At 62.6% G+C, this 17,550-nt stretch carries 16 protein-coding genes; 6 read left to right on the top strand and 10 right to left on the bottom strand.

What is annotated here, in order from left to right:
- The first annotated feature begins 3 nt into the window (after positions 1-3).
- Together KYT87_RS24835 and KYT87_RS24830 are read left to right on the top strand one after the other, a co-directional pair.
- Entirely contained in the window at positions 4-978 is a 975-nt protein-coding gene (locus KYT87_RS24835) for a dihydroxy-acid dehydratase (RefSeq protein WP_255593516.1), read from the top strand.
- A 180-nt stretch (positions 979-1,158) separates the two neighbouring features.
- Positions 1,159-2,532 carry an MFS transporter gene (locus tag KYT87_RS24830; protein WP_219991102.1) on the top strand — a complete coding sequence of 458 codons (1,374 nt, stop codon included), beginning with the start codon at positions 1,159-1,161 and terminating at the stop codon, positions 2,530-2,532.
- A gap of 14 nt (positions 2,533-2,546) precedes the next feature.
- Here the strand turns inward: KYT87_RS24830 and KYT87_RS24825 are convergent, their stop codons facing one another.
- Both KYT87_RS24825 and KYT87_RS24820 read right to left on the bottom strand, forming a co-directional pair.
- Entirely contained in the window at positions 2,547-3,551 is a 1,005-nt protein-coding gene (locus KYT87_RS24825; protein WP_104142016.1) for a LacI family DNA-binding transcriptional regulator, read from the bottom strand.
- A complete protein-coding gene (locus KYT87_RS24820; protein WP_219991101.1) occupies positions 3,548-4,534 on the bottom strand; it encodes a LacI family DNA-binding transcriptional regulator in 987 nt (328 codons plus the stop codon). The genes KYT87_RS24825 and KYT87_RS24820 overlap by 4 nt, the downstream gene beginning before the upstream one ends.
- A 206-nt stretch (positions 4,535-4,740) precedes the next feature.
- On the opposite strand from KYT87_RS24820, the gene KYT87_RS24815 reads away from it, so the two are divergent.
- Both KYT87_RS24815 and KYT87_RS24810 read left to right on the top strand, forming a co-directional pair.
- Complete coding sequence (locus tag KYT87_RS24815; protein ID WP_255593515.1) at positions 4,741-5,673, top strand: tripartite tricarboxylate transporter substrate binding protein; 933 nt, start codon at positions 4,741-4,743, stop codon at positions 5,671-5,673.
- 42 nt (positions 5,674-5,715) lie between these two features.
- Positions 5,716-6,912, top strand: a complete 1,197-nt coding sequence (locus KYT87_RS24810) for a mandelate racemase/muconate lactonizing enzyme family protein (protein ID WP_104142021.1) — start codon at positions 5,716-5,718, stop codon at positions 6,910-6,912.
- An 88-nt stretch (positions 6,913-7,000) separates the two neighbouring features.
- Here the strand turns inward: KYT87_RS24810 and KYT87_RS24805 are convergent, their stop codons facing one another.
- Genes KYT87_RS24805 through KYT87_RS24790 form a run of 4 tightly spaced genes read right to left on the bottom strand, consistent with a single transcriptional unit; the run spans position 7,001 to position 10,210 of the window.
- Positions 7,001-8,587, bottom strand: coding sequence for an aldehyde dehydrogenase (NADP(+)) (locus tag KYT87_RS24805; protein ID WP_219991099.1), 1,587 nt, complete (start codon positions 8,585-8,587; stop codon positions 7,001-7,003).
- Positions 8,588-8,618: 31 nt separating this feature from the next.
- The gene (locus KYT87_RS24800) at positions 8,619-8,912 is read right to left on the bottom strand and encodes a Dabb family protein (protein WP_104142022.1); all 294 of its coding nucleotides are present in this window, start codon (positions 8,910-8,912) and stop codon (positions 8,619-8,621) included.
- Positions 8,909-9,376, bottom strand: a complete 468-nt coding sequence (locus KYT87_RS24795) for a nuclear transport factor 2 family protein (RefSeq protein ID WP_219991098.1) — start codon at positions 9,374-9,376, stop codon at positions 8,909-8,911. The genes KYT87_RS24800 and KYT87_RS24795 overlap by 4 nt, the downstream gene beginning before the upstream one ends.
- Before the next feature lie 24 nt (positions 9,377-9,400).
- On the bottom strand, positions 9,401-10,210 hold the full coding sequence (locus tag KYT87_RS24790) for a ribonuclease activity regulator RraA (RefSeq protein ID WP_104142025.1): 810 nt from the start codon (positions 10,208-10,210) through the stop codon (positions 9,401-9,403).
- 234 nt (positions 10,211-10,444) lie between these two features.
- Between KYT87_RS24790 and KYT87_RS24785 the strand changes: the two genes are divergently transcribed.
- Positions 10,445-11,998, top strand: coding sequence for an IclR family transcriptional regulator C-terminal domain-containing protein (locus tag KYT87_RS24785; protein WP_255593514.1), 1,554 nt, complete (start codon positions 10,445-10,447; stop codon positions 11,996-11,998).
- Between the two features lie 162 nt (positions 11,999-12,160).
- On the opposite strand, the gene KYT87_RS24780 is transcribed toward KYT87_RS24785, so the two are convergent.
- From KYT87_RS24780 to KYT87_RS24765, 4 genes are all read right to left on the bottom strand, one after another.
- On the bottom strand, positions 12,161-13,297 hold the full coding sequence (locus KYT87_RS24780; protein WP_219991096.1) for an AAA family ATPase: 1,137 nt from the start codon (positions 13,295-13,297) through the stop codon (positions 12,161-12,163).
- 10 nt (positions 13,298-13,307) lie between these two features.
- Positions 13,308-14,174 (bottom strand): RNA ligase family protein, encoded by an 867-nt coding sequence (locus KYT87_RS24775; protein WP_120156946.1) that lies wholly within the window; start codon positions 14,172-14,174, stop codon positions 13,308-13,310.
- Positions 14,175-14,480: 306 nt separating this feature from the next.
- A complete protein-coding gene (locus tag KYT87_RS24770; protein ID WP_219991095.1) occupies positions 14,481-15,173 on the bottom strand; it encodes a hypothetical protein in 693 nt (230 codons plus the stop codon).
- 196 nt (positions 15,174-15,369) lie between these two features.
- Positions 15,370-16,830: an efflux transporter outer membrane subunit gene (locus KYT87_RS24765; RefSeq protein WP_219991094.1), complete on the bottom strand. Its 1,461-nt coding sequence runs from the start codon at positions 16,828-16,830 to the stop codon at positions 15,370-15,372.
- 89 nt (positions 16,831-16,919) lie between these two features.
- On the opposite strand from KYT87_RS24765, the gene KYT87_RS24760 reads away from it, so the two are divergent.
- The gene (locus KYT87_RS24760) at positions 16,920-17,534 is read left to right on the top strand and encodes a TetR/AcrR family transcriptional regulator (RefSeq protein ID WP_120156942.1); all 615 of its coding nucleotides are present in this window, start codon (positions 16,920-16,922) and stop codon (positions 17,532-17,534) included.
- Positions 17,535-17,550: the final 16 nt, after the last annotated feature.

Genomic DNA, 17,550 nt, shown 5'->3' with positions numbered 1-17,550 from the left:
GCCATGGCCGAAGCCAGAAAGTTGAGCAGCCAGCGGTGGCTCGCGAACGATGATTTCCGAACCTTCAACCACCATAGCCGGTTCATGCAAATGGGCTTCGAGCGAAAAGATTGGGAAGGCAAACCGATCGTCGCCATCGTCAATAGCTGGTCGGAGTTCAACCCCTGCCATATGCACTTTCGGCAGCGCGTCGATGACGTCAAACGCGGGGTCTTGCAGGCAGGCGGCTTTCCGCTGGAGATGCCCGCCATGTCGCTGAATGATGCGCTGGTCAAGCCCTCGGCGCTGCTCTACCGCAATCTGATGGCGATGGAAATCGAAGAAATGATTCGGTGCTATCCGGTTGACGCCGTGGTGCTGATGGGCGGTTGCGACAAAACGACGCCGGCGATGCTGCTTGGCGCCATCAGCGCCGGCGTGCCTGCGGTGTTCCTGCCCGCGGGTCCCATGCTGCGTGGCCATTCTCGCGGCAAGACGTTAGGCTCGGGATCGGATGCGTTCAAGTTCTGGGACGATCGCCGTGCCGGACTTATTACCCCCCATGTGATCGTGCTTCGCAATGCAGGCCCGAAGGGCGGTCCGGGCATGCCTGAATGGGGCATGATCCCCGTGCCGCTGAAGCTGGTCAGGCAAGGCGTGCGCGACATGCTGCGCATCAGCGACGCGCGCATGAGCGGCACCAGCTATGGCGCATGCGTCTTGCATGTGGCGCCCGAAGCGTATGTGGGCGGCCCGCTGGCATTGGCGCAGGCGGGCGACATCATCGCCATTGATGTGCCAGGCCGACAGATCCGGCTGGAAGTCAGCGACGACGAATTGTCTCGCAGGCGTGCGCAATGGCACGCGCCGCCCGCCCGATTCGGCAGAGGCTACGGCAAGATGTTCACCGACCACATCCCGCAAGCGGATCAAGGCTGCGACATGGATGTGCTGCTGACGCAGGCCGGCGAATGCGCCGGCGAGCCAGATATTTTTTGAGTTCTTCCTGCTCAATTCCAGAGTCTGAGACAAAGGCACCTGATCGCCTGCACGCCGCCTTGAGCGCGTGGAGGCGTCGGTACACACTCTGAACCTAGCACCGGGCGCGGTCCTGCGCGGTGTGCATTTCCCGCAATGCGCACGGTCTGCCCCCAACAAAAATAATCTGGAGACCTAGACATGTTGCGTGCGCGCCAGCGCTTTCTCATTCTCGCTTTGATCACGATCGTACTTGCCTTTAGCACGGGCGATCGCGCGACCTTGTCTGTCGCTGGTTCAGGCATGTCCAAGGAGCTGGGTCTGTCTCCTGTGCAGATGGGATGGTTGTTCTCGTCTTTCGCATGGGCTTACGTGCTGGCACATGTTCCTGCGGGGTGGCTGGTCGACAGGCTCGGCGCCAAGCGCACCGTACTGGGCGGCCTGGTGCTGTGGTCGGCATGCACGATGTTCATGGGCGCCGCCGGATGGTTTGCTTCCGCGTTCGCCGCGTTGCTGGTTCTGCGCTTTCTGCTGGGCACGTTCGAGGCCCCGGTGGGTCCCGCCTCGGGCCGTGTGATCGCCGCTTGGTTTCCCGCGCAGGAGCGCGGCGTGGCCGGCGCCATCTTCAACAGTGCGCAGTATCTGTCGTTGGCCCTGTTCACGCCGTTGATGGGCTGGTTGGACCATATGTTCGGCTGGGAACATGTGTTTTCGGTCATGGGCGCGCTGGGCTTGTTGCTGGCGCTGCTGTGGTGGCGCGCCTATCAGGTTCCAACCGAACACCCCAAGCTCACCGCCCAGGAATTGGAATTGATGCGCAACGGCGGCGCACTCGTTGATCTGCCGGCCCATGGCGTGGCCCCCTCCACGGACGGCGATGTGCAGCCCGATGCGGACGGCATGGTGCAGCGCACGCCCAACCTGCTTGATCTATTCCGCAGCAGGATGTTGACGGGCATTTTCCTGGCGCAGTATTGCATTACCGCCATCACCTGGTTCTTCGTGTCGTGGTTTCCGACCTATCTTGTGAAAGAGCGCGGCATGAGCATTCTGACAGCGGGATTTGTGGCGTCGTTGCCGGCCATCGCCGGCTGCGTGGGTGGCGTGCTGACGGGATTTGTGTCGGACTGGCTGCTCAAGCGCACGCAGTCATTGACGATCGCGCGCAAGGTGCCCATCACCATCGGCCTGCTGCTGACCTCGGTCATGATCGGCTGCAACTACGTTGATACCGACTGGATCGTGGTGGCGCTGATGTCGCTGGCCTTCTTTGGCAAGGGCTTCGGATCATTGGGCTGGACGGTGGTGGCCGATACTGCGCCCAAGTCGATGATCGGTTTGACTGGCGGCGTGTTCAATGCGGTCGGAAACACGGCGGGCATCACTACGCCCGTCGTGATTGGCTACATCCTGGGCACGACGGGTTCGTTCCACCAGGCCTTGGTGTTTGTGGGCTTGCACGGTGTAGTTGCCGTGGCGAGTTACTGGCTGCTGGTGGGCCGCATCCAACGCTTTGAGCCCAAGCGCAGAGCGCCGGCGTTGCGCGAGATTCACGCCCGTCCATCAAACCCGTGATGGGGTATTGGGGATCAGGCGCTGTCGCGCACGACAAGCGTGAATCCCAGGTCGTGAACGCGCTGGCCATCGTTGGATGCGCCGCGCAGGCGGCGCGCTAGCAAGTCGCCTGCGTGCTCACCCAGCGCGCGGGAATCGATCCTGATGGTTGTCAGCGCCGGGACGCTGGCGATGGCGACTGGCAGGTCTGAAAATCCGGCGACGGCAATGTCCTGGGGAACGCGCCAGCCGTGGTTTCGGGCCGCCAGCAGCGCGCCTAGCGCCAGGGTGTCGTTGCCGCAAAACACACCGTCAAGACCGGGATGCGCATGCACCAATGCTTCCAGACCATGAACGCCATCCTGGATGCTGGAAGGCGGCTTGACGAGGTGCTTATGAACGCTGGAGACGCCAGCTGCTGTCGCGGCTTCCCGGAACCCGCGCAAGCGCTGCGCGGAACGGGGTTCATCCGCGCCGATGAATCCCAGCTGCTGGCAGCCGCGGCCTGTCAGATGCCGGGCCATTGTGGCGCCGGCGTCCGCATTGGAAAAGCCCACCACGGTGTCAATCGGCGTATCGATCAAATCCCAGCATTCGATCACCGGTATGCCCGAACGTTGCAGCTTCGCTTGCACGGCAGGCAAATGCTGCGTGCCGGTTACGACGATGGCGTCGACGCGCCGGCCAATAAAGGCGTCAACCAATCGCTCTTCTTCATGCGGGTCGTATCGGGTCTGCCCAAGCAGCAATTGATAACCTGCTGCCGACAAGCGGGCCGACAGACCGTCCATCGTGTCGGCGAACCACGCATTGGATAGGGTGGGCACCAGGGCGCCGACAATGCGTGAACGGCGTGACGCCAGCGTGCCAGCATTCAGATTGGGCACGAATCCCAGGCGGGCGATCGCGGCCAGGACAGTGGCGCGCGTTTTGGGGGCTACGCTGTCCGGCGCATTGATCACGCGCGAGACCGTCACCCGCGCGACGCCGGCTTCGCGGGCGACGTCAGCCATCTGGACGCGGGTTGCGGCGTGCGTCATGTGCTGCTCCGTTCAATGACCTCGAAGCCAAGATCGGCGAATTTCGCGCCGGGCGCGGAGTTGCCCAAACGGGCCATCAACATCTTTCCGGCCCGTTCGCCCATCTCTGCACGGCGGATCCGGATGGTCGACAAGGCGGGAGAGGCCGCCCGGGAAATCGACAGATCGCCAAAGCCCATGATGGCAAGCCGCTCGGGGACCGGCAGGCCGTTTTGCCGGCAGGTGAACAGCAAGCCTGCCGCCAGCAGGTCGTTGTTGCAGAACACCGCCGTGATGTCCGGGCGGCGTGTCAGCATCTGTTCCAGACAGGGTCCGGCCGCGTCGATCTGAACCGGAGGCGGGATGAGCGCCGCTTCGATATCAGGCAGGTCGGCGGCCAGCGCTTCCGCGCGAAAGCCTTGCAGGCGTTGCCGGGACCGCGCCTCATCGGCGCCAATGAATGCCAGCGTGCGATGACCTCGATCAATCAGATGGCGCGCGGCGGCGCGTCCTGCGCCTGCATTCGAAAACCCGACGGCCATATCGATCAGCGTGGTGTGCCCCGGGCCCGGTAGGCCCCAGGTCTGCACGACGGGCACGTTCGCGCGTTGCAGTTTCAGGCGCAGCGCTTTGGGCTGCGAAAAGCCGGTCAGCACCAAGCCGTCGACGCGGCGGCCCAGGAACGTATCCACAAGCGCTGCTTCCACCTGTTTGCTGTAGCCACTTTGGCCTAGCAACAATTGATATCCGTCTCCGGCCAGCGTATGCGTCAACGCTTCGATCGTTTCGGCAAAGACCAGGTTGGATATCGTTGGGACGATGGCGGCGACGATGCGGGAACGGTTGGAGGCCAGACTGCCCGCCATCAGGTTGGGCACATAGCCCAGCAGGGCGATTGCGCGGCGCACGGCCGCCAGCGTATCGCGAGACACCTTTTCGGGGGTATTCAAGGCGCGCGAAACGGTGACGAGTGAGACGCCCGCCTCTCGGGCGACGTCGCTCATGCGGGCATTGCCGGGTATGTGAGGCGAAAGTTCCAAAGTGTGGGACGCGAGGCGATGTCGATAAAAGGGGTGGATTGCGAAATCCGGACAGGCGTTCAAAATGAAAGCGCTTCCATAATTCTATCCATAAAAAGCGGCTACGACCGCACAGGAGACAAAGCATGAGCCGTAGATCTCTATTCACCGCGCTATGCCTGGTGGCCAGCATGGTGACACTGCCTGGCGCTGCTTGGGCGCAAGCTGACTATCCGTCGCGTCCCGTGAAAATTGTCGTGCCCTTTCCTGCTGGCGGCACCAGCGATCTGATGGGCCGCTTGATTGCCGATGTGCTCGGCCGCGAGCTCAAGCAGGCTTTCGTCGTTGAGAACAAGGGGGGCGCCGGAGGCGCGATCGGCACGGAGCAAGTGGCAAGAGCGCAGGCCGATGGCTATACGCTGCTGTTGTCGGGGATAGGCAGCAACGCCATTATTCACGGCTTCACGCCAAAGCCGTCGTATGACTCGAACAGCGACTTCGTTCATATTTCGCAATTGGCGGCCGGGCCGAATGTGCTGGTCGTGAACCCCGCCTTTTCTGCGAAGACCTTTCAGGAATTTATTGCCTGGGTTAAGGCACATCCTGGCAAATTCGACTACGGCCAGGTCAATGCGTCATCTGGTCACGTGACGACCGAATACCTGAAGCAGGTGGCGGGCCTGGACATGGTGGGCATCCCTTATAAGGGGGGTGCGCCCGCGTTGAACGATGTGCTGGCTGGCCAGATTCCCGGCATGTTCACCAATCAAGATGCGGTGTTGCCGCATGTGAAAGCGGGAAAGTTGCGGGCATTGGCCGTGACCAGCATCGAACGTAACCCGCTGTACCCCGATGTGCCGACCGTGGCCGAGTCCGGCTATCCGGGTTTCAGCGCCGTGTCGTGGACAGGGTTGTCCGCACCCAAGGGCACGCCCGCCGCTGTCGTCGCCAAGCTGGAGGCGGCGATGGTCAAGGGGTTCTCTGACCCCGCCGCGCGTGTAAAGCTCGAAGCCAGCGGCTTCGTCGTCGTGGCGTCCCGGTCGGCCGATTACAGCCGATTTGTACAGAAAGAAATCTCGCGCTGGGAACAAGTCGTTCAGAAGGCTGGCATCAAGCTCAACTGAGCAGGCCCACATTTTCGTTGTCCTCTATCCGGAATTGATCAAATGAAAGCTGTCCAATCCAACATCGTGTCTTATGCCAAGGCAGACGCCAACGTGCGCACCGCGGCCGAGAGCGGCGACCGTATCGAATGGATCAAGGTATCGCTGGTGTATCTGCCGCTGGCGACGCCCGTCAGTGACGCCAAGGTGCTCACAGGCCGGCAGAAGCCATTGACCGAGATCGCGTTCATCTTTGCCGAGATCCGCACGCGCGACGGCCATGATGGCATCGGCTTCGGCTATTCGAAGCGCGCCGGTGGTCCAGGCATGTATGCGCACGCCAAGGAAATCGCACCCAACCTGTTGGGCGAAGACCCCAGCGATATTTCCAAGCTGTTTACCAAGCTGCTATGGGCGGGCGCGTCCATGGGCCGTAGCGGCCTGACGACACAGGCGATTGCGCCATTCGACATTGCGCTGTGGGACCTGAAGGCCAAGCGCGCGGGTCTGCCGCTGGCCAAGCTGCTGGGCGCGCATCGCGATTCGGTGCAGTGCTACAACACGTCGGGCGGTTATCTGCATACCCCGCTGGACCAGGTGTTGAAGAACGTGCAGATTTCGCGCGAAAGCGGCATCGGCGGCATCAAGCTCAAAGTGGGGCAGCCTGACCTGGCGATCGATGTCCAGCGCGTGGGCGAGGTGCGCAAGCTGCTGGGCAACGACTTCCCGCTGATGGTCGATGCCAACCAGCAATGGGACCGGCAGAAAGCGACGCGCGCTTGCCGCGCTTTTGAAGACTTTGATCTGACCTGGATTGAAGAGCCCCTTGACGCGTATGACTTCGAGGGCCATGCGCAACTGGCGAACCGCTTTGATACCGCCATTGCTACGGGCGAAATGCTGACCAGTGCGGGCGAGCACGCTCAGTTGATCCTGGCGGAAGGCAGTGATTTCATTCAGCCAGATGCCCCGCGCGTGGGCGGCATCACGCCGTTCCTGGAAATCATGGCGTTGGGAGCGTTCAAGGGCCGCAAGCTGGCCCCGCATTTCGCCATGGAGATTCACTTGCACTTGGCGGCCGCCTATCCCATCGAGCCGTGGCTGGAGCACTTCGAGTGGCTGGGTCCGATGTTTAATGAGCAGATGCACTTGAAGGATGGCCGCATGTACGTGTCGGATCGTCCCGGGCTGGGGTTCTCGTTGAGCGAACAGGCGATTGCCTGGCGCGCTGACTTCGAAGAGTTCGGCAAGCGTCCGTAGCGATCGAAAGGGCCGACAATGCCGGCCAAGTAAAAAGCGCGCCAGTCTCTCGGGACTGACGCGCTTTTTTCTTGCCTTCTTAGGTGGGCTAGGCTTGTTTGAACACACCATTCACAAGCCGCCAGAGATTCAGCGGATTGTCCGCCAGCAGCTCAGCGGGCAGCAGGGCTTCTGGCACGTCCTGATAGCAAACTGGGCGCAAGAATCGGTCGATGGCCTGCGCGCCTACCGAGGTATACATCGCGTTGGTGGTGGCCGGGTAGGGGCCACCGTGAACCATCGCGTGGCAGACTTCCACGCCCGTCGGAAAGCCGTTGACCAGGATGCGGCCGGCTTTGCGTTCCAGCATGGGCAGCAGCGTGCGCGCCAGCGGATGGTCGGACTCGTCCAGCAACAGGGTAGCGGTCAGTTGGCCCTCAAGATGCTCGGCGACTCGGTGCAGGGTGTCTTCATCCCGCACCCGGATGAGCAACGCAGCGGGCCCGAAGACTTCGGCCTGTAGCGCTTCGTTCGCCAACAGGTGCTCGGCATCGCTGAGATACAACGCGGCCTGAGCGGCGTTGGGGCGCCCTTCGGATGAGAGACCTGTCGCCACGGTGGATACCCCATCGGCAGCTTGCCACGCCGCCTTGCCCGAGCAATACGCGTCGTGGATGCCTGGGGTCAGCATGGTCTGAGCGGGCTTCTTGCCCACTGCCCGGGCAGCGGCGGCGACGAACGCATCCAGGCCGGGCCCGTCCACTGCCAGCACCAGGCCGGGGTTCGTGCAGAACTGGCCGGCGCCCAGCGTCAAGGAATCTGCGAACGCGCTGGCCAGTGCTTCGGGACGGGCGGCCAAGGCGCCTGGAAGCAGAAACACGGGGTTGATGCTGCTCATCTCTGCGTACACCGGAATCGGCTCGGTGCGTTGCTGCGCGATACGCTGCAACGCCAGCCCGCCCTGGCGGGACCCCGTGAAGCCGACCGCCTTGATGGCGGGATGGGCGACCAACGATTCTCCCAGCTTGCGTCCCGATCCGATCAGCAAAGAGAACACCCCCTCGTGCAGTCCCAGCCTGGCAACCGCTTGTTGAATGGCTCGGCCCACCAGCTCCGAGGTGCCCAAGTGCGCCGAGTGGGCTTTGACGATCACGGGGCAGCCTGCCGCCAGCGCGCTGGCGGTGTCGCCGCCAGCCACCGAAAATGCCAGCGGAAAATTGCTGGCGCCGAAGACGGCGACGGGACCCAGCGGCAGTTTGGACATGCGCAGGTCGCTACGGGGCAGCGGCTGCCGCTGCGGCAACGCCGTGTCCAGCGTGGCGCGCAGGAAATGCCCCTGGCGGACAACGCTTGCGAACAGGCGGAGTTGTCCGGTCGTGCGGCCGCGTTCTCCTTGCAGCCGAGCAACGGGCAGGCCCGTTTCTGCATGCGCCCGTTCAATCAGGGTGTCGCCCAGTGCCTCGATGTTGTCGGCGATGGACTCCAGCAAGGCGGCTCGGGTCTCCATGGGTTGCCGTCGATAGGCGTCGAAGGCCTGGGCCGCCAAACGGGCGGCGCGATCCACGTGCGCGGCGCCGCCCAGGCCGAACGGGGGAGTCGGAATCGCCTGATTGGTTGCCGGATTGATGGCGTGGGCGACGCCTCCGCCGCCCGTTACGTCGGATGCTCCGATGAGCATGCTTCCAGACAGTGTCATGTTGCGGTCTCGCATAGGTTTCAGCGTCGCCCTACACCGTGTAGTCAACGGCGGCCCATTCGAAGTACGGCTTCAAATCAGCCACCAATGCGACATGCAGCGGGTGGAACAGGTAGGCATCGAGCTCGGCTGCGTTGTCGACTTCGGACTCCAGGATGTAATCCCAGCTGATGGGGCGCGTCAGTTCGTTGGCGGCAACGCGCCAGAACCGTATCGCCGGAATGTCGGCGCCCAAGGCGCTCATGCGCTCGGCCAGGCGCGCTTCAAGCGCCGCATCACGCTCGACGCCGGGACGCCTGCGGAACAAGACAATGTGCCGGATCATGTTGCTGCCTTCGTGGCGCTTTGCAGGTGATAGCCCCGATCGGCATAGTCAAACGCAACCAGTTCATTGATGCGGGCAGACGGGTCAGCGGGCGAGGCGTAGTAGGCGCGGATCTCTGAGATTTTTCCCGTCTCGGGATCAAAGTCGTACCACTCCGCGCCGCGCAGGGCCGTGCCGCTTTTGTTCTTCCAATGCGTCCATTCGATCATCGCCTCGGGCGTGTCGTGGCTGACGATGATGCGTTCGATGGTCCACTGGGAACCCAGCGTTTCGACACACCACACCCATTTCCTGGCGATGGTGTCGGCGGTGCGCCACGGCACTTCCGGCAAGCCGGCCGGGAAGTAGTGGACGGCGTCGGGGGTGAAGCAATCAACCAGCGCGTCATAGTCGGCGGCATTGCAGGCGTCGAAATAGCGGCGGATCAGCGCGGCGTGGTCTTCGGGGGTAAACGTTTTGCTCATGAGTGCATCCTGAATGCGGCGTGATCAACGGCTGCCTGCGGGCTTGGCGGCGGGGATCGCGGGGCGGCCGTCAGCGACCCATTGCTTGAATTGCGCGCGCGTGGCGTCGCTGGGCGGATACAGGCCCCACAGCGGTTCGCCGGCTTGCACGCGCAAGGCCAGATACGCTTCGATGTCGTCACGCTTTTCACACAGGTCCGCCATTTCTTCGGCCAGATGCGCGGGGATGACGGTGATGTTGTCGCCATCGCCATGGATCACGTCGCCCGGATAGATCGCCACGCCGGCGCAGCCGATCGGCACTTGCAGATCCGCCACATGGTGGTAGCTCAGCCGAGTGGTCGCGGTGACGCCGGTGCTCCAGATTGGAAAATCCATCTGGCTCAGTTCGGTGCCGTCGCGAAAGGTACCGTCCGTGATGACGCCGCGCGCGCCGCGCATCATCATCCGCGTGATCAGCATATTGCCCATGGATGCGGCACGGCCGTCCTTGTTGCTGTCAATGACAAGCACATGGCCGGGCTCGATCTGCTCGACGCCCACCCATTGCAGGTTGTCCGCCGAGGGCGACGTAGTCAGGTTGCCATAGACGTCCACATCTTCGCGCGCGGGAATGAAGCGCATGGTGTACGCGCGGCCGGCAAAGGGTTTGACCTTTTTGTTCAGCGGCGTCAAGCCGTGTAGCACCGGCTGACGCAGGCCCTTGATATACAGCTGCGTGGTCAGCGAGCCGCTGGTTGCACGGGCCAGACGGTCCAGGACGGAGTCGGGAACATAAGGGGCCGGTTCGCGCTGGGGAATTACGGCCAAGGGGGGAGGGTTTGAGACGCTCATGGTGCGTGGCTGTCGCTTTACGTGAAGGGAAATCGGCGGTTTGTCCCAAATGGTGGAACATCCGGGGATGAACGCCCGCGCCGTCACGGCGCGGCATCCGTTCACGAAATGGTATTGAAGTTGCGGCGAACTTAATATGGAGACCAACAGCGCGCGAACGTCAAACTTGGCGCTTTTTTCCACATATTGAGACTTGCCCGGATGACAGCAAATACTGGTGATGGAACTGGCTCTTTGGAGAAAGCCATCGACATGTTGGAGGCGGTGGGCGCGGCACCCGATGGCTTGAGCCAGACCGATCTGGCGGCGCAGTTGGCGTTGCCCAGAACCACCACGTACCGCTTGCTGGCAACGCTGGTGGCGCGCGGCATGTTGCGCCGTGACCCGCTGCGCAAGGTCTATCGGCTGGGATTCCGCTGTTTTGAAATGGCGCGCCAAGCCTATACGATGCCGGACTTGGCCGCCGCCGCCGCCTTGGAAATGCGCGGTCTGCGGGACCTGACCGGAGAGACCTGCTATCTGGCGACGCTGGACGGCCTTGAAGTCATTTCACTTGAACGCTGCGACGGTGCGCATAGCGTGCGATCCGCGGCGGTGTTGGGACAGCGCAAGCCGGTGCATTGCACCAGCCAGGGAAAAGCGATTTTGTCCGTCATGCAAGCCGCGCCACGTGAAGAAATTGTCCGCGACATGACGCTGAGATCGTTCACCCCCCACACAATCACCGACCGGAGGCGTCTGAATGCGGAATTGAAGATCACCGCAGCCCGAGGCTACGCCATCGATGACGAAGAAATCGTGCTGGGCGTGCGCTGTGTCGGGGCGCCTATCGTGGACGCATCCGGCGTGGTGCGGGGTGCCATCAGCGTGGCGGGGCCTGCCTATCGGCTGACGCGCGCCCGAGTGGAATTGCTGGGGCCCGAAGTGGCTCAAGCGGCCCGCCGCATTGGTGCGCAACTCGAAACCGTGAAGCCGCCTGCGGACGGAACTGCCGCAGTGGCCATCGCCGGGCCTTGGGCGTTTCATGGCGCGCATCCGCAATGGTGCCCGGACCGCGAGAGTCTGGTTTGGGCCGACGTGTTAGCGCCGTCGGTACGGCGCCTGGACATGTCGTCCAGGCCGCCGCGCGATGAGCTCGCCTACCGGCTTGAAAATCCGATCAAGGGCCTGTTGCTGGACGCGGACGGAATGTTGGTGGCGGGCGGCAACAGTGCGGTACGCATCGCGCAAGACGGCACGATCAATCCGCAGGCCGCATGGCCGGGCGCAACGTTGATGGCGTTGTGCCAAGGCGGTAATGCCGGCGAGGCCTGGGCGGCGTTCGAACAGGAGGAAGGAGCAGGCTGCGTGGTAGGCATGATCGCATTGCCCACGGGTCGGTTTGAGCCCCATTGGGCCATCGCTGAACCCGTGCAGGCCTTGCAGTGGTGCGCCAAGGAATGTGAGCTTTACGCGGTGACGCCCGCGTCCGGCGCCATCCTGATTTTGCAACCGGGCCATGACAGCGTGCGCCGCCTGGCCAGCATGCCCAAAGGCTCAGGACTGCTAAGCGGACTTGCGCTGGACGCCGACGGCGGCATCTGGACCGCGCTCTGCGACGGCTGGAGCGTCGTGCGCTTCAGCCGGGATGGGCTGCTGGATCGGGTGGTGGGCTTGCCGGTGCCTTGCCCGACAGATCTGGCGGCGGCTGGTGCGCGCATGATTGTCACGACAGCGCGCCAGCAAGTCGCCCTGGACACGTTGGCCAAGGCGCCTTTGTCCGGATGCCTGTTTGAGTTTCCGCTTTAGGCAACTTCGTACGCGAAGCTTTTGGCAGTAGGCACCGGCGACCCGCCACCTGTCTCCTCCGCATGAACGCCGGATTTCGTAACCGCCGCGCGGCTTTTTGTTTGTGCTTTCCCGGTGCTTCTCCGGTGCTCTTCCCGGGGCGGGCACGGTAGGTCCGTCGTGTCAAACCGCATACGTCACCCGGTGCGCCTCGGTCGGCAACGGCAGGTCCCAGCGGTGCAGCATGCTGGTCAACGTCTTGTTCGATAGCGATGTGTCGCGCCGAGTGTTCCGGCGCAGCAGCTCGGCGCGCGGTTGTTCCAGATAGACCAGTTCAACTTGCGCATGATACGAATACAGCAGATCCAACGTCTTCTTGCGCATCAGCTCGCTAAGGTGGGTGGCGTTCCAGACGAAGGGCGCCTTGCGCCGCAGCAGTTCGCGGGCACGGTCGATAGCCAGGTGCGCCACCATGCCTTCGTTCTTGCCGTGGCGCAGGCCCAGTTCTTCTCGCGCATCGTCGAACGAAATCACCGGCAACTCGGGATGATGCCGGCTTACCCAGATGTTCTTGCCCGACGCGGGCAATCCGGACATCACAATCACCCGCGATCCAGGTTCCTGGAACAACGGGTAATCGGGATGCACGTCGGCGCCGCGAAAATAGCTGACCGCGGTATGGGCATCGGCGAATGCGCGTGGCTGACCAAAGCACCGTTCGTCGCGCGCCAGCTCGCAGAACAACGCGATGTTGTCCAGCACGCGCTGACCGTCCGGGCAGATGCGTCCGCGCATGTCGGCTTCGGCCAGCATGGCCAGCAATGGAATGTCGACGTGCCAGGACAGTTCACGCACGATGAACTCGGGCGTCTTGCCGCGACGCGAGCCTTCCAATGCGAAAAACGGCACCTGATGGACCGCGATCAACCGGCACACGGCCTCGCGCACGGCAAAGGGCACGCCTGCATCCCACAGCGCAATACGCGCGTCGATGGCGCCCTTGCGGGAGTGGCCGGGCTGGCCGATGGCGCCGGTGACCGGGTCGATGACGGTCGTGCTGTGCTTGGCGATGTCGTGCAGCAGCGCGGCAAGAAATACGATTTCCTGGTCGGCCCGATCCGCCGTTTGGTATTGCGGCAATGCCAGCAGCGCTTCCACCACCATTTTCGTATGGGTCCAGACATCGCCCTCGCCGTGATAGCGCGGGTCTTGCGGCGTGGTCTTGGCCAGCTCCAGCGCGGGAAATGCCGCCAGGCAGGCATTGAAATCCGGCGCCTTGCCCGGAGCAGGTGTAAGTGCCCGCAGTGCTTCGTATTGCATGATCTATTCCTTATTGTCCGGCGGCGCCGCGCAGCGTGTCCCAGTCCACCGCGAGACGCGGCGCGTAGAGATCAACGCCGGGCGCCAACTGGTTGGGCACGTAGGGCTGCTCGGAATGATGTTTGTCCGAATCCAGAATGGCTTGAACGAAATCTCGTCTTACCCACTTGTAGCGGGCGATCGTCCTGCCGTCGGCTTCCACTTTGACGTACAGGCCTTCCGAGAGGTCCGATTTGTCGCATTGTTTCCAGGCGCGCTGCAGGTCCAAGCCTTCTCGTTGCACGGTGGCTTCAAAAGCCTTGCGCCAGTCTGGCGTCTTGGCCAGCGACGGCCGCAGCAGGGCCTTGAGCGTGTCGAGCCTGGGTGGCGCCACGCCTTCATACAGGACGGGCACCGACAGCACGGGGCCATTGGCCAGCAAGACGCGGCGCGCCTGGGTGGACAGGAATTCGCCGCTGTGACGATCCAGGACATCGAACTCAAAAAAATGATGCGGCAAGGCGTCGTAGAAAACCGAGTGCTTCTTCGACAGCGTTTCGCCATACATCACGTAGCGATCCTCCAGACGGTCAAGCAGCCAGTCGGTGTGCGCCGCGGCCCAGGCTTTTACGAAACTGAATTGCCGTTCGCGTCCGCCTCCCACCAGGTAGTGGCCGCGCGATTGCAGCAGCAGTTCGCCAGATGGGCTGAAGCTGATGCCGGTGTTCGCGCCGTCGAGCTTTTCTTCGACGACCAGGTGCAGGCCGGCCAATTGACGGTACGGCACGTGGTCGTGGCCTTCGTCGCCGTCTTGCAGGCGCGAGCCTTCCAGGTGGGGAGTGCGGGGATAGCGAAACAGGTCCAGCGATTGCGCGTAAGCGCAGAAATCTTGCGTCATGGGATCTTCTCCAGTGTGATGGAAAAGCCGACGACGCAGTCTGGACGGGAAAGGAAAGCGAGTGGGTGTGTGCTTCCTGGAACCGCGCCTGGACCCCATGGCGTGCGCTCAAGACTCAGGCGTCGAGCAGCACGGGGCGCGCAGGCAGACCGCGATTACCAGGGCGGTAGTCGTCGGCGTTTAGGCGTAGTGACGGATGGCAGACACGGTTGCACTCAAATGGAAAAGCGGGTTGAAGAAGAGGCGGGATCCTAAGACATCGAAAAGGGTTTTGTCAATGCGAGGCATGACGCGGGTGATAGACGTTTACTTGGCTTGCGCGTCGCCAGCGATCTTCCTGGCCGTCAGCGTCACGGTGAAAAACTCGTTTCGCTTTTCGGCCGAAACGGTATCCAGCTGGGGCGTTCCGTAATCGGTATGTTGCCCGCCCTCGAATCGAGGGTAATACCCTTTCCAGAAATAGCGCGCCTGGGTACCGCCCGCGAGCATTTTTTCCGCGGGCAGCCCGGCTACGAATCGCGTATCGGCATTATCCGTCCGCGCTTGCAAAGCGACGCGCGCTTCAGTCAATGCCCAATGGCATACCCCGCGCCCGTAATAGTCCTCGTCGAGCAGCATGTCGGCATACACGGTGCCCACGTACTCGGTGGCGGATATACGGGAAAGGCGGAACGGTTCGTGGCTGGACAATGTCGGCACGTGGCCGGACAGGGCGTTGGATTTTCCACAGCGGGCGCCGTTGCTGGCGTCGAACTGCACAGTGCCCTCTGCCACCGTAAACGGCGATTTGCCGTCGCCCGCGCTTGATAGATCGGACGCATTGGCAAGTGTGAGCCGTATCTCATAAGCCTGCGTCGCAGCGGGGTTCAGCTTGCGCAGCGGTGCCTTCGTCGTGCTATCGGCGTAACCGGACCCGCACCCGGCGGTGGCCAGCAGGGCTAGCGTCGGCAAAGCCCAACGTAAGGCCGGCGACGAAAGATATCGAAGGGCGCGCGACAATGTCGATGTTTCCTATGGGAGGCATTTATTGTCGAAGTTTGCCACGAAATTGAGCGTCGGCTTCTGCATCGCGGATCCGATTACCGGCGTGCGCATGCTGGATGGGGCCGATGAGCGTTTCGCGGGGCGCACCGTGACCTTGCGGGCCGAGCCCTACCTGCCTCAAGGGGCTTGCCGTAGTGGAACAGGATGCCCGTCATCGAACCGCCACGGATTCGAATTGAGGGGGCTGCCAGCCGCCGCCAAGCGCCTTGAACACCGAGATGGCCGCCCGTGCCGAATCGGTCTGCGCTTGCGCTCGGGCATCCGAAGCCTGCAACAGCGTTTCGTCTGCGTGCAGGACATCGATCAGGCTGGCTGTGCCTTTCTCGTAGGCCATGAATGACGACTGACGCGCACGGGTCAGAGAATCTTCGCCACCGGCAAGCGTCGTGGCTTGCGTCTCGCGGTTGACCAGGGCGGAGAAGGCGTTCTCGACGTCTTCGGTGGCGCGCAGCACGGACTGGCGGTAGGCCGCGAGGGCTTCTGCTTCCTGTCCCTTGGCCTGATCGATCTGCGCGTTGATACGACCGAAGTCGAAAAGCCGCCACCGTAGACCTAGAACCGCCGCCGACTGGCTGGCGCCGCTGGAGAAAAGGTTGCCGCTGGAAATGGATGCGGCGCTACCCAGCAAGGCACTCAGGGAGAATTTTGGGTAGTACTCGGCGATAGCCACGCCAATGCGCGCGCTGGACGCGGCAAGCCGACGTTCTGCCACGATGAGATCGGGCCTGCGCCGTAACAGATCCGCGGGCGTCCCTGTGGACGCGATCCGCGGCGCCTTGGGGATAACTCCGGTGGCCGCCAGTTCCGAGCGATTGGTGCCGGGCGGGGTGCCTAGCATTACGTCCAGTGCATTCATCGCGGCGTCCAAGCCGGTCTGGATTACGGGAACCGTTGCCAGTACCTGGGCGAGCGAACCCTCGGTCTGCCGAACCTGGTACTCGGCGGCAAGGCCCTTGCTGTGTAGTAAGCGAACCTTCTCCAGTAACCCACGTTGCGTCTTCACCTGGTGGCTCGCAATGTCCAGGCGCGCCTGCAATCCGCGAATGGTGATGTAAATGTCGGCAGTCTGCGCGGCGACGGCCAGTCGTGTAGCGGCAGCACCCGCCTCGGATGCCTGGTATTCGGCCATCGCGGCCTGGCGTTCGCGGCGCAACCCTCCAAACACGTCCAGTTCCCAGCTTGCTCCCAGGTTGGTCTCGTACGAATTGCCGTACCGGTCAAAATCCGGGGTGGCGTTCAGCACCTGCCCGAGCGGAGTTTCAATAGACTGATAAGAACGTCCTGCTTGGCCATTGATATTCCCGGTGGGCAATAATGCGGCTGTCGCAGCGCCGAGGCCGGCGCGCGCCTGAGTCACCCTGGCCAAGGCCTGGGCCAAATCCAGGTTCTGCTCAAGCGCCCTTGTGACGAAGTGACTCAGTACTGGGTCTCCAAAGCCCTCCCACCAGATCGCAAGGCTGGCGGGGGTCGCTGCTGCCCGATTTTCGACGGCGCGCTGGCCCATGTAGTGCTCTGAAAGGGGAGTCTCCGGTCGGTGATAGTCCGGACCCACCGCACAACCCGTCATCAGGCAGGCGCTCATGACGAGGGCGAGAGAGCGAGGGGAAAGCATGCGGGATCCTTGAATGAGCAATCTGAGGTGACGATATTACTATATGGTCACTCGTTGTCAATCACAGTTCGTCAGGCTAAGCTAATTAAATGACTGAAAACGGCACTACCACCCACTCGCGTGGGCCTTCGGAGCACAACGTACGCGACCAGATCGTCGAGGCGGCGACCGAGCACTTCAGCCACTACGGCTATGAGAAGACCACGGTGTCCGATCTGGCCAAGGCGATTGGATTCTCCAAGGCTTATATCTATAAATTCTTCGACTCGAAGCAGGCGATCGGCGAGGTGATTTGCTCGAACCGGCTTGCGATCATCATGCAGGTGGTTGACTCTGTGATCGCTGATTCGCCCACGGCTTCAGAGCGATTGCGCAGGCTTTTCCGCGCTCTGACCGAAACCGGCAGCGATCTTTTCTTCCATGATCGCAAGCTCTACGACATCGCTGCCGTTGCCGCACGCGACCAGTGGCCTTCCGTGCGCGCCCTGGAGGCGCATTTGCGTCAGGTGATCCAAGGCATCCTTCTAGAGGGGCGCGAATCCGGCGAATTCGAGCGCAAGACGCCGCTGGATGAAGCGTCCAACGCAATCTATCTGGTCATGCGGCCTTATATCAATCCCGTACAGCTTCAGTACAACCTCGACATGGCGACTGAGTCGGCAGTGCAGCTTTCCGCCCTCATCTTGAGGAGCCTGTCGCCCTGAATGTGTAGTGACTGTT

The sequence above is a fragment of the Achromobacter sp. ES-001 genome (assembly GCF_019448355.1).
Lineage (GTDB): Bacteria > Pseudomonadota > Gammaproteobacteria > Burkholderiales > Burkholderiaceae_B > Achromobacter > Achromobacter spanius_B.
This window is presented reverse-complemented; position numbering and strand designations above follow the sequence as displayed.

Coding starts and splice junctions, on each gene's coding strand:
- KYT87_RS24835 (WP_255593516.1), top strand. CDS start 4: ATGGCCGAAGCCAGAAAGTTGAGCAGCCAGCGGTGGCTCGCGAACGAT.
- KYT87_RS24830 (WP_219991102.1), top strand. CDS start 1,159: ATGTTGCGTGCGCGCCAGCGCTTTCTCATTCTCGCTTTGATCACGATC.
- KYT87_RS24825 (WP_104142016.1), bottom strand. CDS start 3,551: ATGACGCACGCCGCAACCCGCGTCCAGATGGCTGACGTCGCCCGCGAA.
- KYT87_RS24820 (WP_219991101.1), bottom strand. CDS start 4,534: ATGAGCGACGTCGCCCGAGAGGCGGGCGTCTCACTCGTCACCGTTTCG.
- KYT87_RS24815 (WP_255593515.1), top strand. CDS start 4,741: ATGGTGACACTGCCTGGCGCTGCTTGGGCGCAAGCTGACTATCCGTCG.
- KYT87_RS24810 (WP_104142021.1), top strand. CDS start 5,716: ATGAAAGCTGTCCAATCCAACATCGTGTCTTATGCCAAGGCAGACGCC.
- KYT87_RS24805 (WP_219991099.1), bottom strand. CDS start 8,587: ATGACACTGTCTGGAAGCATGCTCATCGGAGCATCCGACGTAACGGGC.
- KYT87_RS24800 (WP_104142022.1), bottom strand. CDS start 8,912: ATGATCCGGCACATTGTCTTGTTCCGCAGGCGTCCCGGCGTCGAGCGT.
- KYT87_RS24795 (WP_219991098.1), bottom strand. CDS start 9,376: ATGAGCAAAACGTTTACCCCCGAAGACCACGCCGCGCTGATCCGCCGC.
- KYT87_RS24790 (WP_104142025.1), bottom strand. CDS start 10,210: ATGAGCGTCTCAAACCCTCCCCCCTTGGCCGTAATTCCCCAGCGCGAA.
- KYT87_RS24780 (WP_219991096.1), bottom strand. CDS start 13,297: ATGCAATACGAAGCACTGCGGGCACTTACACCTGCTCCGGGCAAGGCG.
- KYT87_RS24775 (WP_120156946.1), bottom strand. CDS start 14,174: ATGACGCAAGATTTCTGCGCTTACGCGCAATCGCTGGACCTGTTTCGC.
- KYT87_RS24765 (WP_219991094.1), bottom strand. CDS start 16,830: ATGCTTTCCCCTCGCTCTCTCGCCCTCGTCATGAGCGCCTGCCTGATG.
- KYT87_RS24760 (WP_120156942.1), top strand. CDS start 16,920: ATGACTGAAAACGGCACTACCACCCACTCGCGTGGGCCTTCGGAGCAC.